The sequence below is a fragment of the Pseudorhodoferax sp. Leaf265 genome, from assembly GCF_001422365.1.
Lineage (GTDB): Bacteria > Pseudomonadota > Gammaproteobacteria > Burkholderiales > Burkholderiaceae_C > Pseudorhodoferax.
In genome coordinates this window covers 65045-78154 of sequence record NZ_LMMT01000038.1, presented here as the reverse complement: position 1 = coordinate 78154, position 13110 = coordinate 65045, and the positions used below count along the sequence as shown (strand labels likewise).

Annotated in this window: 13 protein-coding genes; 1 reads left to right on the top strand and 12 read right to left on the bottom strand. The window is 69.8% G+C overall.

The window, feature by feature from the left end:
* Nucleotides 1-544: 544 nt before the first annotated feature.
* Genes ASF45_RS27450 through ASF45_RS27430 form a run of 5 tightly spaced genes read right to left on the bottom strand, consistent with a single transcriptional unit; the run spans nt 545 to nt 5659 of the window.
* The gene (locus ASF45_RS27450; RefSeq protein ID WP_056671171.1) at nt 545-1645 is read right to left on the bottom strand and encodes an ABC transporter permease; all 1101 of its coding nucleotides are present in this window, start codon (nt 1643-1645) and stop codon (nt 545-547) included.
* Nucleotides 1638-3155, bottom strand: coding sequence for an ABC transporter ATP-binding protein (locus ASF45_RS27445; protein ID WP_056671168.1), 1518 nt, complete (start codon nt 3153-3155; stop codon nt 1638-1640). The genes ASF45_RS27450 and ASF45_RS27445 overlap by 8 nt, the downstream gene beginning before the upstream one ends.
* The gene (locus ASF45_RS27440; RefSeq protein WP_056671165.1) at nt 3152-4243 is read right to left on the bottom strand and encodes a BMP family ABC transporter substrate-binding protein; all 1092 of its coding nucleotides are present in this window, start codon (nt 4241-4243) and stop codon (nt 3152-3154) included. The genes ASF45_RS27445 and ASF45_RS27440 overlap by 4 nt, the downstream gene beginning before the upstream one ends.
* A 14-nt stretch (nt 4244-4257) precedes the next feature.
* The gene (locus ASF45_RS27435) at nt 4258-4650 is read right to left on the bottom strand and encodes a VOC family protein (protein WP_056671162.1); all 393 of its coding nucleotides are present in this window, start codon (nt 4648-4650) and stop codon (nt 4258-4260) included.
* Nucleotide 4651: 1 nt separating this feature from the next.
* Nucleotides 4652-5659: an isopenicillin N synthase family oxygenase gene (locus ASF45_RS27430; RefSeq protein WP_056671160.1), complete on the bottom strand. Its 1008-nt coding sequence runs from the start codon at nt 5657-5659 to the stop codon at nt 4652-4654.
* Nucleotides 5660-5846: 187 nt separating this feature from the next.
* On the opposite strand from ASF45_RS27430, the gene rutR reads away from it, so the two are divergent.
* A complete protein-coding gene (gene rutR, locus ASF45_RS27425; RefSeq protein WP_056671157.1) occupies nt 5847-6587 on the top strand; it encodes an HTH-type transcriptional regulator RutR in 741 nt (246 codons plus the stop codon).
* A 6-nt stretch (nt 6588-6593) separates the two neighbouring features.
* Here rutR and rutF read toward each other — a convergent pair whose 3' ends face one another.
* The 7 genes from rutF to ASF45_RS27390 all read right to left on the bottom strand — a co-directional run bounded on the left by rutF (nt 6594) and on the right by ASF45_RS27390 (nt 13097).
* Nucleotides 6594-7094 carry an NADH-dependent FMN reductase RutF gene (rutF, locus tag ASF45_RS27420; RefSeq protein ID WP_056671154.1) on the bottom strand — a complete coding sequence of 167 codons (501 nt, stop codon included), beginning with the start codon at nt 7092-7094 and terminating at the stop codon, nt 6594-6596.
* A 10-nt stretch (nt 7095-7104) separates the two neighbouring features.
* Nucleotides 7105-7695 (bottom strand): malonic semialdehyde reductase, encoded by a 591-nt coding sequence (locus ASF45_RS27415; protein WP_056671151.1) that lies wholly within the window; start codon nt 7693-7695, stop codon nt 7105-7107.
* On the bottom strand, nt 7692-8483 hold the full coding sequence (rutD, locus tag ASF45_RS27410) for a pyrimidine utilization protein D (protein ID WP_056671149.1): 792 nt from the start codon (nt 8481-8483) through the stop codon (nt 7692-7694). The genes ASF45_RS27415 and rutD overlap by 4 nt, the downstream gene beginning before the upstream one ends.
* Nucleotides 8484-8488: 5 nt before the next feature.
* Entirely contained in the window at nt 8489-8881 is a 393-nt protein-coding gene (rutC, locus tag ASF45_RS27405; RefSeq protein WP_056671146.1) for a pyrimidine utilization protein C, read from the bottom strand.
* 25 nt (nt 8882-8906) lie between these two features.
* Nucleotides 8907-9647, bottom strand: coding sequence for a pyrimidine utilization protein B (gene rutB / locus ASF45_RS27400; RefSeq protein ID WP_082551308.1), 741 nt, complete (start codon nt 9645-9647; stop codon nt 8907-8909).
* A complete protein-coding gene (gene rutA, locus ASF45_RS27395) occupies nt 9644-10756 on the bottom strand; it encodes a pyrimidine utilization protein A (RefSeq protein WP_056671143.1) in 1113 nt (370 codons plus the stop codon). Before rutA ends, rutB begins: the two co-directional genes overlap by 4 nt.
* Nucleotides 10757-10973: 217 nt before the next feature.
* A complete protein-coding gene (locus ASF45_RS27390; RefSeq protein WP_056671140.1) occupies nt 10974-13097 on the bottom strand; it encodes an alpha/beta hydrolase domain-containing protein in 2124 nt (707 codons plus the stop codon).
* Nucleotides 13098-13110: the final 13 nt, after the last annotated feature.

Sequence of the window (13110 nt, the reverse complement as noted above, 5' to 3'; positions counted from 1 at the left end):
TTTCTTTCGGCGAAACGAAAGAAAGTGACTGCGCTGCCGGGCGCACATCCCGGCCTCTGGCGCCAGCAGGAAACACTACGTCTGATCGAGGTGAGGAGGTGGGGGCTTCACCCCCACACCCCGACTTACTTTCTCTTGCTTCGCCAAGAGAAAGTAAGCAAAGAGAAGGCGACCCCNACGTCTGATCGAGGTGAGGAGGTGGGGGCTTCACCCCCACACCCCGACTTACTTTCTCTTGCTTCGCCAAGAGAAAGTAAGCAAAGAGAAGGCGACCCCGGTGCCCCTGTCCCTCCGCTGCGCTCCAGGCAACCTGTGGTGCTCGCGCCATGGGCTGCATTGCGCAACTCGCACCGTTCACTGCGTTCACTCAGCTCGGACAAGCGCAATGAGTCAGATATTGAAGCGCAAGGTGCCCTTGCGCAGCCCATGGCGCTGCGCTCCTCGGCAGGGGCACAGGGGAAGTTGCCATTCGGGCCATCGCTGCGCTCGGCCTGGGGTTCGGGCCATTGCTTCGCTCGGCCTTGGTGCGCCGTTTTGGAATATGTCATTGCATGCGTCGCAGGCGATGGCGGATGAAGAAGTCCGACGACGCCACGCTGATGACCACGATGGCCTGGATCAACTGCACCATTGCGAACGGGATCTGGTAGAAGACCTGCAGGCTGCGCCCGGCCACGAACAGCAGGGCGATCAGCACGGCCACCAGCGTGGCCGCCACCGGGTGGCTGCGCGCCAGGAAGGCGATCAGGATGCCCGAGAAGCCGTAGCCGTGGTGGAAGGCCTGCGTGAGCCGCCCCTCCTGCCCCGCCGCCACGAGAAAGCCCGCGATACCGGCCAACGCGCCCGAGACCAGCACCGCCGCCAGCACCATGCGCGCCACCGGCACGCCGGCCGCACCGGCCATGGTTGGGTTGGCGTGCACGAAGCGCAGGTACAGGCCGGCGCGGCTCGCGTTGACGAACCACCAGGCCAGCGCCATGGCCGCGAGCGCCAGCGTCACGGCCGCGCCCGAGGGGCCGAAGAACTCGGGCAGCCGCTCGAAGGCGCGGAACTGCGGTGAATGCGGGAAAGCGCTCTGCGGGTCCTTCCACGCGCCGTACAGCAGGTGCAGCAGGAAGTTGCCGGCCACGTAGTTCAGCATCAGCGTGGCGATGATCTCGTTGACGCCCAGCTTGAGCTTGAGCAGCGCCGGCCCCAGCGCCCACAGCAGGCCGCAGCAAGCCGCCACCGCCATCATGAGCGGCAGGCGCAGCCCGGGCGGCCCCAGCTCGAAGATCGACACGGCCGTGGCGCCGATGGCACCCCAGACCATCTGCCCCTCCAGCCCGAGGTTCCAGAAACGCGCGCGGAACGCGATGGAGGCCGCCAGGCCCACCATGATCATGGGCGCGGCCTGGAACAGCACGGCCTGCAGGCTTTGTGCGTCGAACACGGTGGCGACGATGAACTCCTGGAACAGCTCGCCGGCCGGCACGCCAGCCGCGACGAGGATGGCGCCCGAGATGGCCAGGCCGACCAGCACGGCCAGCGCGAGCACCAGCGCCTGCTGGCCCCAGGGCATCTGCTGGCGGATCTCCAGCGTGTAGCGGCGGCTGGCCAGGGGCTCGAACCGTCGCCGGGGCACGGGGACGGCTGCGTCAATCATGGTGTGTCATGGCTTCGCCGACGGCCTGGCGGTCGGCAGGTGGATCGAACTCGGCAACGATGCGCCCGCGCGCCATCACGCCGATGCGGTCGGCCAGCGCGAGCACCTCGTCCAGGTCTTCGCTGATCAACAGCACAGCCGCACCCGCATCGCGCGCGGCGCGCAGCCGCGCATGCACCTGGGCACTGGCGCGCACGTCCAGCCCGCGGCTGGGGCTGTGCGCGAGCACCAGCGCCGGGCTGCGGCCGAACTCGCGCGCGATCACGAGCTTCTGCGCATTGCCGCCAGACAGCAGCGCGGCCTTCTGCGTGACCGAGCGCACGCCCAGCACGTCGAAGGCGGCGACGGCCTCGCGCGCGTCCGCCGCCATGCGGCGCTGGCGCAGCCAGGCGAAGGGTCCATAGCGGCCCGCCTGCACCTGGCCGATGCCGAAGTTCTCGGCCACCGACAAAGTGCCGGCCAGCGCGTGGCTGTAGCGGTCGGCCGGGATCGCGGCGATGCGCAGCGCGTGGCGTGCCGAGGGCGGCACCCGCGTGAGGTCCACCTCCTGCAGGCGCAGTTCGCCTGCGAGGCCCGTGGCCAGGCCCATGATGGCGCCGGCCAGTTCACCCTGGCCGTTGCCGCCGACACCGGCGATGCCGTAGATCTCGCCAGCGTGCACGGTGAGGTCCACGCCATCGAGCACGCGCTGCGCTGCGGCGGCGGCCGTGGCCAGGCCGCGCGCCACGAGCATGGGCGCGCCGCGCGTGCGGGTTACCGCCTGCGCGGCAGGTGCCGGCACGCCCTCGCCCACCGTGAGCCGCACGAGTTCGGCCACCGGCGTGGCGGCGGGGTCCACGGTGGCCACGGTGCGGCCGCCGCGCATCACGGTCACGCGGTCGGCATAGGCCTTCACGTCAGCCATCTTGTGCGTGACCAGGACCACGGCCGCGCCCTGGCGCGACAGCGCGCGCACGGTGCCCAGGAGGTTCGCGGCCTCCTGGTCGGTGAGCACGGCCGTGGGCTCGTCCAGGATCAGGATGCGCGCGCCGGCCAGCAGCACCTTGAGGATCTCCACGCGCTGCTGCTCGGCGATGGACAGGCGGTCCACGCGCGCCTGCGGGTCGATCGCGAAGCCCAGCGCCTCGGCCTGCGCGCGCACGCGCTGCGCCACCTCGGCGAGGCGCTGGCGGTAGCCCTGCGGCGGATCGGGCTCGGCCAGGCCCAGCAGGATGTTCTCGGCCACCGTGAACGGCCGCACCAGCTTGAAGTGCTGGTGCACCATGCCGATCCGGTGGCGCGCGGCATCGCGCGGGCCCTGCAGCCGCACGGGGTTGTCGTCGACCAGCAGCTCGCCCGCCTCCGGCCGGTACAGGCCCGCAGCGATGTTCATGAGCGAGGATTTACCGGCACCGTTCTCGCCGAGCAGGGCGTGCACCTCGCCCCAGCGCACGGTGACGTGCGCATCGTTCAGGGCGAGGAAGCCGTCGAAGCTCTTGCGGATGCCGGTCAGGGCAAGCGCGTTGGTCATTTTTGGGTCGTGACGCCCTTGACGAACCAGTCCATCTTCCAGAGGTCGGCATCGGACAGCACCTGGCCGGCGGCCACGCGTTCCTTGCCGTCGCGGTCGGCCAGCGGGCCGGCGTAGATCTGCTTGCCCTTCATGAGCGCGTCGCGCTCGGCCTGGATCAGCTTGGCCTTGTCGGCCGGCACGGCCGCGCCGAAGCCGGCGATGTCGGTGCCGCCCGCGCTCATGGGGATGAAGGCGCCATAGGGCGCGGGCTTCCAGCCGCCGGCGATGACCTTCTTGAGCTCGGTGACGAGGAACTTGTCCCAGACCCAGACCGAGGAGCACAGCGTGGCCTTGGGCGCGAACTGGCGCAGGTCGCGGTGGTGGCCGGTGCCATAGACGCCACGCTCCTGCGCGACGATCTGCGGCGTGGGGCTGTCCACGTGCTGGCCGATCACGTCGGCACCCTGGTCGATCAGCGCGGAGGCCGCGGCACGTTCCTTGACCGGGTCGTTCCAGGTGCCGGTGTAGATCACGTTGACGGTGGCGGCCGGGTTCATCTTCTGCGCACCCAGCGCGAAGGCGTTGATGGTCCAGTTCACCACGCCGAAGGGGTTGGCCGCGACGAAGCCCAGCTTGCCGCTCTTGGACGCCGCACCGGCCGCCATGCCGCACAGGTACTGGCTCTCGTAGGTGCGGCCGTAGAAGGACTCGAGGTTGGGGCCGTTGGTGGTGCCCGACGCGTTCAGGAAGGCCACCGTCGGGTGCTTGGCCGCGAGGTCCTTGAACGCGTCGGAGTGGCCGAAGGCGGTGCCGATCACGATGTTGGCGCCGCGCGAGATGAAGCGTTCGGCGGCCGGCTTGATGACCGAGGCGTCCTCGGTGATGTTCTCGACGAACTGGATCTTCTGGCCCAGCTCCTTCTCGATCTTCACGCGGGCCTCGTCGAAGGCCTGGGTCCAGCCGCCATCGTTCTTGGGGCCGTAGTACAGCATGGCGATGACGGGCTTGCCCTTGAGCGTGAAGCCTTCCTGGGCAGACGCGACGGTGGGCACGGCGGCGACGGCCGCGAGGCCCAGCGCGGAGATGGAGAACAGGGTGCGCAGCATGGGAGCAGGTCCTTTCAGGACATCATGAAGTTGATTCGGAACACATTGCCCTCGGGGTCGAGCAGCACGGCCTGGTACCAGTGGTAGTAGGTCACGTAGGGCGGCTTGACCAGCGTGGCGCCGGCCGCGACCGCGACGGGCACCATGCGGTCCACCTCGGCCTGGCTGTCCACGTCGATGTTGAGCAGGAACTTGATGCCGCGCGTGTCCGAGAACGCGGAGAGCTGCAGCAGTTCGTAGGCGTCCAGCGCGTTGAAGCCGAGGCTGGACTTGCCCGTGTCCAGGCCGCGGAAGATCGGCGAGCGGATGGCCTCGATCTCGGCAAAGCCGAACACGCGCTGGTAGAAGCCGCTCAGTGCGACCACGTCCCTCGCGAAGACGTTCACGTACGAGAGGTGCGCTGTCATGTCACACCGTCGCCTTGGTGCCGCCGAAGGTGGTCTGCTTGACGAACTTGGACGTCAGGTGGTCGCCCGAGGTGACGGGCGCGTACTTGGCCACGGCGCCCGGCCCGAGGCAGCTCGGCAGGCACTCGACCAGCGCGTCGTAGTTGGGCTGGTGGAAGAACACCAGCGACTGGCGGCGCTGGTTCTTCATGCTGTCGTCGAATGGCGGGTTGACCACGCGGTGCAGCGTGGAGACCCATTCGTCGTTGGTCCACTGCATCATGAGGTCGGCGATGTTGACGACCAGGCTGCCCTCCACCTGCGGCACATCCACCCACTGGCCGGCCTTGTTGAAGACCTGCAGGCCCGGGCCGTCGGGCAGTACCACGGTCAGGCTGCCGTAGTCGCTGTGCGCGCCGGCGCGCATCTGGCCCGGCAGCGGCGGCTCGGTCTGCGCCGGGTAGCTCAGCACGCGGAACATGCTGATGTGCTTGTCGATCTTGTCGTCGAAGAAGGTCTCGGGCAGCTGCAGGCCGACCGCGAACATGCACATGAGTTCGCGCGCGAGCCCGCTCATCGCGGCGAAGTATTCCTCGTACGCCGCCTGGAAGCCAGGCACGCCCACGGGCCAGGCATTCGGCTCGAAGTGCGCGCCGGCCGCGGGGCCGCGGTGGTAGTCGTCGTCGGGCACGCCGCTCGGGCCGATCGAGAACGACTCCTTCAAATCGCCCGGCGCGGCTTCTTCGAGGCTGTACGACAACCCCTCCTCGCCGACCGCGCTGTAGCCGCGCACGGCGTCGTCGCGCGGCCGATCGACCTTGCGCTTCTCGGCCAGCGGCAGCGCGAAGAAGGCGCGTGAGGCCTCGGACACGCGGCGGATCAGCGCCGGGTCGATCTGGTGGTGCGTGATGACCAGGAAGCCGATGCCGCGGCAGGCTTCGTCGACGGCGCGGGCCACGGCGGCCTTGCCCTCGGGCGTGCCCGAGAACCAGGGTTGCAGGTCGATCACGGGAACATTCAGCGTGGGCATGGGGGCTCCGGAAAAACGTGCGATCCGGTGCCGCTTGCAACGTCCATGCCAATTGGACCAGTTGGACAAATCGGGCTCTGCGGCCGATTGCACGCCGCGTCCGCGCTGGGCTGGTGCGCGGGCGCGCCGCGCTGGTGCGGAGGGCGCGCATGCTTCATGCATGATCGGTGCCCAGAGAGACCCCTCCATGCCCGCATCGCCCGCACGCAAGACCAGCAGCACGCCCCGCAAGAAGACCGGCACACGCGCGACGCCAGTGGCCACCCAGCGCGTGGCGCGCAAGCTGCTGCAGCCCGCCACCAAGCAACGCGGCCGCAAGATCGAGGACAAGCGCAACGTGATCCTCTCGGCCGCGCTGAGCCTGTTCTCGCGCTTCGGCCTGCACGGCACCACGGTCGACCAGGTGGCCGCGCGCGCCAAGGTTTCCAAGAGCAACCTGCTCTACCACTTCGCCAACAAGGAAGAGCTCTACGTCTCGGTGCTGCGCGAGCTGTTGCAGGTCTGGCTGGAACCCTTGCGCGGCTTCGCCGCCGAGCAGGATCCGCGCACGGCGATCGCCGGCTACATCCGCAACAAGCTGGCCCTGTCGCGCGACCGGCCCGATGCCTCGCGCCTGTTCTGCCTGGAGATGGTGCAGGGCGCGCCGCTGCTGCGCGACGAGCTCGCGCGCGAGTTGCGCGACCTGGTGGAACGCAAGTCCGAAGTCATCCGCGCCTGGGTGGCCGATGGCCGGCTCGCGCCGGTGGAGCCGCACCACCTGGTGTTCGCGCTGTGGGCCGTGACCCAGCACTACGCCGACTTCGCGGTCCAGGTGGAGGCCCTGACCGGGCGCACGCTGGCCGATGCCGACTTCTTCGAAGAGACGGTGCGCAACCTGCAGGCCATCGTGCTCGACGGCATCGCGCGCACGCCGGTCGGCGCGGCCTGATCCGTCTCAGGCTGCCAGCAGGTCGTGGTAGCGCCGGTCGAAGTAGACCAGGCCCTGCGCCTTGTCGGCGCTGCGGATGGCGACGGCTTCGCAGAACAGCACGTCGTGCGTGCCGACCGCGGTGCTGCGCACCACGCGGCAGTCGAAGGACACGGCCGCGGCCTCCAGCACCGGTGCGCCCGTCACCAACGCGCTCCAGGGGCTGGCCGCGAAGCGCTCGTCCATCGGCGTCTTGCCGCCGAACAGGGTCGACAGCCCCTGCTGGCCAGCGGCGAGCACGTTCACGCACAGCACGCCGTTGGCCTGGAACGCCGGGTAGACCGAGGCGGTGCGGTTCAGGCACACCAGCAGCGTGGGCGGCTCGTCGGTCACGCTGCAGACGGCCGAGGCCGTGAAGCCCGCGCGGCCCGCGGGACCGTCGGTGGTGATGATGTTGACGGCTGCACCCAGGCGCGCCATCGCGTCGCGGTAGTCGCTGCGGGGCAAGGTGGTCTGCGCGGGCGGCATGGCGGCTCCTTCAGGCGAGTTGGCAGGCTTCCTCGAAGCCCAGCCGCGGCAGGCGGCCGAACAGCTTGCGCGTGTCGCCATGCCCCAGGTTGATGAGGAAGTTGGTGGTCCAGGTCGTGCCAGCGAAGAAAGCGGCGTCGACCTGCGGCTTGTCGAAGCCGGACATGGGACCGGCGTCCAAGCCGAGCGCACGCGCGGCCAGGATCAGGTAGCCGGCCTGCAACGAGGCGTTGCGGAACGCGGTCTCGTGCGCGGCGGCCGGGCTGCCCGTGAACCAGCTCTTCGCATCGGCATGCGGGAACAGGCGTGGCAGCTGCTCGTAGAAGGCCGTGTCCCAGGCCGCGACCACGGTGACGGGCGCGGCCATGGTCTTGTCCAGGTTGCCCTTGGACAGCGCAGGCGCGAGCCTGGCCTTGCCCTCGGGCGTGCGCACGAAGACGAAGCGCGCGGGCGAACAGTTGGCCGAGGTCGGCCCCATGCGCACCAGCTCGTAGAGCTGGCGCAGCAGCGCGTCGGAGACCGGCGCGTCGGTCCAGCCGTTGTGCGTGCGCGCGTCGAGGAACAGCGTGGCCAGGGCGGCCGCATCGAGGGAGGAACTCATGGTGTGGTGTGCTGCGCCAGGAAGGCGAGCAGCGCGGTGTTGAAGGCTTCGGCGCGGGTCACGCTGTGCGCGTGGCCGCCGTGCGGCAGGCGGTGCAGTTCGGCGCGCGGCAGGCCCTCGGCCAGGCGCTGCGAGCAGGTCCAGGGCACCAGCGCGTCGTCCTGCGCTGCGCTGACCCAGACCGGCACGGCGATGCGTGCGAGCTGGGCATCGACATCGAAGGCGCGCAGCGCGGCGATGCGCGCGCGCATGGTGCCCTCGCCCGGGAAGTGGGCGACGGCATGGTCCACCTCGGCCTGCACGCGCGCGGGGTGCGCGGCGCACCAGTCGGCCGGGTAGAGGAAGATGGGCTGGGCCTCGCAGTAGGCGCGCGCGCCGCCGGCGGCCAGCAGCGCCAGCCGCGCGTCGAAGCAGCGCGCCGAATGCGGATTGGGCCGCGACCAGGCGTTGACGAGCGCCAGGCTGGCCACGCGGCCGGGCGCGTCCAGCGCCAGCTGCAGGCCGACCAGGCCGCCCAGCGCGTGGCCGACCAGGTGGCAGCTGGCGGTCTGCGTCGCGTCCAGCAGCTCGCGCACGTCGCCTGCCATGTGGGCGATGCCGTAGGGCGTGGGCAGCGTGCCGCCGGTGCGCCCGGTGCCGCGCTGGTCGTAGGCGATCACGCGCCAGCCGGCCGCAACCAGCGCCTCGGTCTGCGGCTTCCAGAAGGCGGCCGCGCCGCCCAGGCCGGAGGACAGCAGCACGGTCGGCGCGCCGGCCGGGCCGTGGATGTCGTGCGCGACGACGGCCATCGCGCTCAGCCCTTCTTGCCGACGTGGGCGACGGTGGCGATCTCCACGAGCGCATCCGGCTTCACGAGACCACACTGCACGCAGTAGCGCGCCGGCTTGCTGCCCGGGAAGAACTCGGCGTAGACCGCGTTGATGGCGCCGTAGTTGGCCCAGTCGGTCAGGAAGATGTGGTTCATGGTCACGTCGGCCATGGTGCCGCCGGCGGCCTCCACCACGCCCTGGATGATCGTCAGCACATGGCGCGTCTGCGCGGCCGCGTCGCCGACGTGGACCACGTTGTTCTGCTTGTCGAAGGGCAGCGTGCCGGAGACGTACAGGATGCCGTCGGCGAGCGTGCCGGGCACGTAGGGGGCGAGCGGCACGCCGGTGCCGGGGGGAATCACTGCGGTTTGGGGCATGGAAAACTCCTGTGGAAAAAAGGGATCAGCCGGCCAGGGTGGCGCAGAAGGCGTCGGCGCTGGCGACCCAGCCGAAGAAGGTCTGCACGTTGTAGACCACGCCCTGCTGGATCTCGGCCGCGCCGAGCTGGTGCGTGGCCTCCTCCAGCAGCACGGCGAAGTACTCGAGGTGGAAGGCGTCGCGCAGCGTGGACTCCACGCAGACGTTGGTGGCGATGCCCGTGAACGCCAGGTTGCGGATGCCGCGTGCGCGCAGGGTGCTGTCCAGCTGGCTGTTGAAGAAGCCGCTGTAGCGTGTCTTGGGCACCACGATGTCGCCGGCCGCAGGCTGCAGCGCCTCGATGAGTTCGTAGTCCCAGCCGCCCTTGGCCAGGAACTTGCCGGCCAGCTCGGGCCTGGCGCGCATGGTCTTGAGCGCGTTGGACTTGTACCAGTTGGGCGAGCCCGGGCCGCCGGCCTCCACGTACTGCGCGTCCCAGCCGTTCTGCAGGAAGACCACCAGCACGCCGGCCTGGCGCGCGGCGTCAATGCAGCGCGCGATGCTGGCGATGGTGCCCTGCGCGCCCGAGATGTCGAAGCCGGCCGAGTCCACATAGCCGCCCAGCGAGGCATAGGCGTTCTGCATGTCCACCACGATCAGCGCGGTGTTGGACGGCTGCAGCAGCAGCGGCTCGGGCCGCGCCGGCAGCACCAGCGCGGGCGGCGCACCGGCCGGCGCGGGGATGCCGACCGGAGTGGTCGAGCTCAGGGTTTGGTTGGTCTTCATGCGGCCTCCTTGAGCGGGGCCACGCGCGTGGGCACGGGGCTGTCCACGTCGGCGCGGCTGGTCATCAAGGGCTGGATGTGCTCGCCGAAGTCGTGCACGCCCTGCACGAAGTCGTCGAAGGTCAGCAGCACGCCCTCGGTGCCGGGCACGGTGGCGACCTCGTCGAGCATGCGCGCCACGCTGGCGAAGGAGCCGACCAGCGTGCCCATGTTGATGTTGACGGCCGAGGTCGGATCGGCCATCTGGCGCACGTTGGTGTCGGCGCCGGATTTGGTGTCGGCCGCGCCCTGCTCGCCCAGCCAGGCAATGGCCTCCTGGTCGGCGCCGGCCTTGTAGTGCTCCCACTTGGCGCGGGCCGCCTCGTCGGTCTCGGCGGCGATGACCATCATCAGCACGTAGGTGGTGACGCTGCGGCCGGTCTTGGCCGTGGCGGCGATCAGCTTGTCGGCCGCCGGCTTGAAGGCCGTGGGCGTGTTCACGCCCTTGCCGAAGCAGAAGTTGTAGTCGGCGTACTGGGCCGAGAAGGCCATGCCGGCGTCGCTCTGGCCCGCGCAGATGACCTTTATGGCGGCCTGCGGGCGCGGGCTCAGCCGGCAGTCGTCCATCTGGAAGTGGGCGCCCTTGAAATCCGACTTGCCGGTGCCCCAGAGGTCACGCAGCACCTGGATGTACTCGGACAGGTACTGGTAGCGCGTGCCGAAGAACTGGTCACCGGGCCACATGCCCATCTGCGCGTACTCGGGCCGCTGCCAGCCGGTGACCAGGTTCAGGCCGAAGCGGCCACCCGAGATGGAGTCGATGGTGGAGGCCATGCGCGCCACGATGGCCGGCGGCATCACCAGAGAGGCGGAGGTGGCGAACAGCTTGATGCGGCTGGTGACGGCCGCCAGGCCCGCCATCAGCGTGAACGACTCCAGATTGTGGTCCCAGAACTCCGTCTTGCCGCCGAAGCCGCGCAGCTTGATCATGGACAGCGCGAAGTCCATGCCGTAGCGCTCGGCCGAGAGCGTGATCTGCTTGTTCAGTTCGAACGACGGTTTGTACTGCGGAGCGTTCTCCGACAGCAGCCAGCCGTTGTTGCCGATGGGGATGAAGACGCCGACTTTCATGGGTTGCCTCGCGAGGTGGGGCCACGCGAACCACCCCGGTCCGCGTCACCCGGCCCACCAAGCAGTGTTCATGCCAGTCGATTTATCTCCATCAATTCAATTACTTGCGAAAAAACGCCGGCTGTCTTTTGACCAAATGGTTCAATTTGGCGCAGGCCGGCGGCGCGCACACCGCATGCTGGTGCATGGCGTGCGCGCCGGCGGTGCATCGGGCCGCTCAGGGCAGCACGGGCGTGGCGACGGCCTGCTGGATGCGCAGGTCCGCGTCGCGCTGCAGCAGCAGGCGTTCGGCCACGAGCTGGTTGGCCGCCGCGGTCACCGCCGCCACATAGCCGGCCTGCGTGCCGTACAGCGACTCGAGCGAGGGCCGCGTGTCGCCGGCCGCGATGCGCGCCGCCTCGGTGGTGTGGAACGGGATGAAGCTGCCCGTGAGGTTGGACAGGTCGACGATGCCCGGCGTGGCCACGTAGTTGAACTCGATGCTGGTGCCCAGCGGCGCACGCGCTTCGACGCTCTTGATGCCAGCGCGGGTCAGGCCCGTGGTCGGGTCCACCTGCGGCACCAGGATCGCATAGTCGCGGCCTGTGTCGTACGGCGGCAGCAGCGTGGCGATGCCCGATTCGTCCTGCGGGATGTACTGCGGGCCGAAGTCGAACAGCGCAAAGCCGTTGTAGCGCGCGAGGTAGTTGAAGTCGGGGATGGCCGTGGCGGTGCCGGACACCGGCCAGGTCAGGCCCTTCATGCTGGGGAACACGAGCTGGTCCGGCCGCGCGAGCGTGCCGTCGGCGAGCTTGGGCACCTGGCTGGCCGGCGGCTCGGTGCCGCGCACCACCCAGTCCTCCAGCGCGACGAAGAGCGCGCGGAAGGTGTCGGTGAAGTGCACCACGGTGCCGGCAGGGTAGACGTTGCGCGTGGGCGCGTAGCCGATGCTGGCGGTGCCGCCGTTGCCGCCATGCTGGGTGCTGGCGTAGTAGTAGATGCGCGCGTTGTCGGGCTGGGCCAGGTCGCGCAGGCCGTAGGCGTCGGTCAGCACGGGCGAGCCCTGCAGCTGCCAGAACTCCGTGCCCGACAGGCCCAGGAAGAACTTGGGGCAGGTGCTGGTGGCCGCGCAACGCTTCATCACGCCGCCCTGCCGGCCGCTCACATCGTCCATGTAGTCCGCAGCCAGCCCGCGCGGCGCGGTCTGGCCGAAGGCCGTGTGGTCGGTGCGCAGGCCGCCACCGCCACCCGGCACGGCAAAGCGCGTGTTGATGTTGGTCTGGCGCGCCGCCACGTGGGCGTACAGGCCGTCGAACACCTTGCCGCCGTCCAGCGCCTGGTTGAAGCCCAGGTGCAGGAAGGTCTTCATGGCATTGCCCGACTGCGAGGTGCCCTGGCCGATGGCGTGCGTGATGCGGCCGGCCAGCGGGTTGGCCGTGCCGGCGCTGTCGGCCTGGGCCTTGCGGAAGAAGCTGACCGTGTCGCGCAGCGCGGCCAGGCCCACGCCCATGACCTTGGGGTCCTTGGCCACGTAGACCAGCTCGTACAGGTACTTGGGGTCGAAGCCGCCCTTCAGGCAGACCTTGCTGCCGTCGGGCGTGCCCGGGAAGGCGTTGGCCGCGCTGCAGTCCGCGAACTTCCAGTCGCTGGCCGGGATCAGCTGGCGCGCGTCGGTCTCGTTGACGCGGCGCGTGAGCGAGTAGCCGGGCAGGGTGTTGTCCAGGCTGGCGGGCGCGTAGGGGATCATGGTGCCGTTGAACACGCCGCCGGGCAGCGTCATGACGGGCGTGGCGGCCGAGGGCACGAGCTCGCTGCGGTAGGTGCCCGTGATGCTGCTGCCGTCCGCGTTCTTCGCCACCGGCACCGTGGCCGTGAGCCGGGCCGCGCTGCTCTTGGGCACGTCGCCCTGCCAGGCCGAGTAGAGCACCACGTAGCCGCGCTCCAGGTACACGGCGTCGCTGGGCGTGGCCGCGGGGTTCAGCATCGTGAGGATGTTGCCGCGGTTGGGCGCGTCGTAGCGCAGCACGCCACTGGCCTTGGCCATGTCCTTGGGCTTGAGCAGCACGAACTCGGCGCTGTACTCGACCATGCCGCGCGCATTGACGGGCGCCAGCGCCAGGTCCTGGATCACGGCGTTCTTCGGGTCCTTGGGGTCGACCTCGCCGCTGATGCTGCCGGTCAGCTTCTCGTAGGCGCCCACGCTGCCGTAGCTGCCGGGGAAGTCCTCGGTCGCGGTGACGCTGAGCTTGAGCTGCGGCGTCGCGGCCGGCGGCGTGACCGGCGGGTCGTCGTTGTCGCTGCCGCCGCAGGCAGCAAGCAGTGCCGCGACCAGCACGGCGGTGGGGGTCCAGGTGGTCTTCATGCGTTGTCTCCGG

Bases quoted from the DNA above. Each gene is read 5' to 3' on its own strand.
- ASF45_RS27450 (WP_056671171.1), bottom strand. From the start codon at position 1,645: ATGATTGACGCAGCCGTCCCCGTGCCCCGGCGACGGTTCGAGCCCCTG.
- ASF45_RS27445 (WP_056671168.1), bottom strand. From the start codon at position 3,155: ATGACCAACGCGCTTGCCCTGACCGGCATCCGCAAGAGCTTCGACGGC.
- ASF45_RS27440 (WP_056671165.1), bottom strand. From the start codon at position 4,243: ATGCTGCGCACCCTGTTCTCCATCTCCGCGCTGGGCCTCGCGGCCGTC.
- ASF45_RS27435 (WP_056671162.1), bottom strand. From the start codon at position 4,650: ATGACAGCGCACCTCTCGTACGTGAACGTCTTCGCGAGGGACGTGGTC.
- ASF45_RS27430 (WP_056671160.1), bottom strand. From the start codon at position 5,659: ATGCCCACGCTGAATGTTCCCGTGATCGACCTGCAACCCTGGTTCTCG.
- rutR (WP_056671157.1), top strand. From the start codon at position 5,847: ATGCCCGCATCGCCCGCACGCAAGACCAGCAGCACGCCCCGCAAGAAG.
- rutF (WP_056671154.1), bottom strand. From the start codon at position 7,094: ATGCCGCCCGCGCAGACCACCTTGCCCCGCAGCGACTACCGCGACGCG.
- ASF45_RS27415 (WP_056671151.1), bottom strand. From the start codon at position 7,695: ATGAGTTCCTCCCTCGATGCGGCCGCCCTGGCCACGCTGTTCCTCGAC.
- rutD (WP_056671149.1), bottom strand. From the start codon at position 8,483: ATGGCCGTCGTCGCGCACGACATCCACGGCCCGGCCGGCGCGCCGACC.
- rutC (WP_056671146.1), bottom strand. From the start codon at position 8,881: ATGCCCCAAACCGCAGTGATTCCCCCCGGCACCGGCGTGCCGCTCGCC.
- rutB (WP_082551308.1), bottom strand. From the start codon at position 9,647: ATGAAGACCAACCAAACCCTGAGCTCGACCACTCCGGTCGGCATCCCC.
- rutA (WP_056671143.1), bottom strand. From the start codon at position 10,756: ATGAAAGTCGGCGTCTTCATCCCCATCGGCAACAACGGCTGGCTGCTG.
- ASF45_RS27390 (WP_056671140.1), bottom strand. From the start codon at position 13,097: ATGAAGACCACCTGGACCCCCACCGCCGTGCTGGTCGCGGCACTGCTT.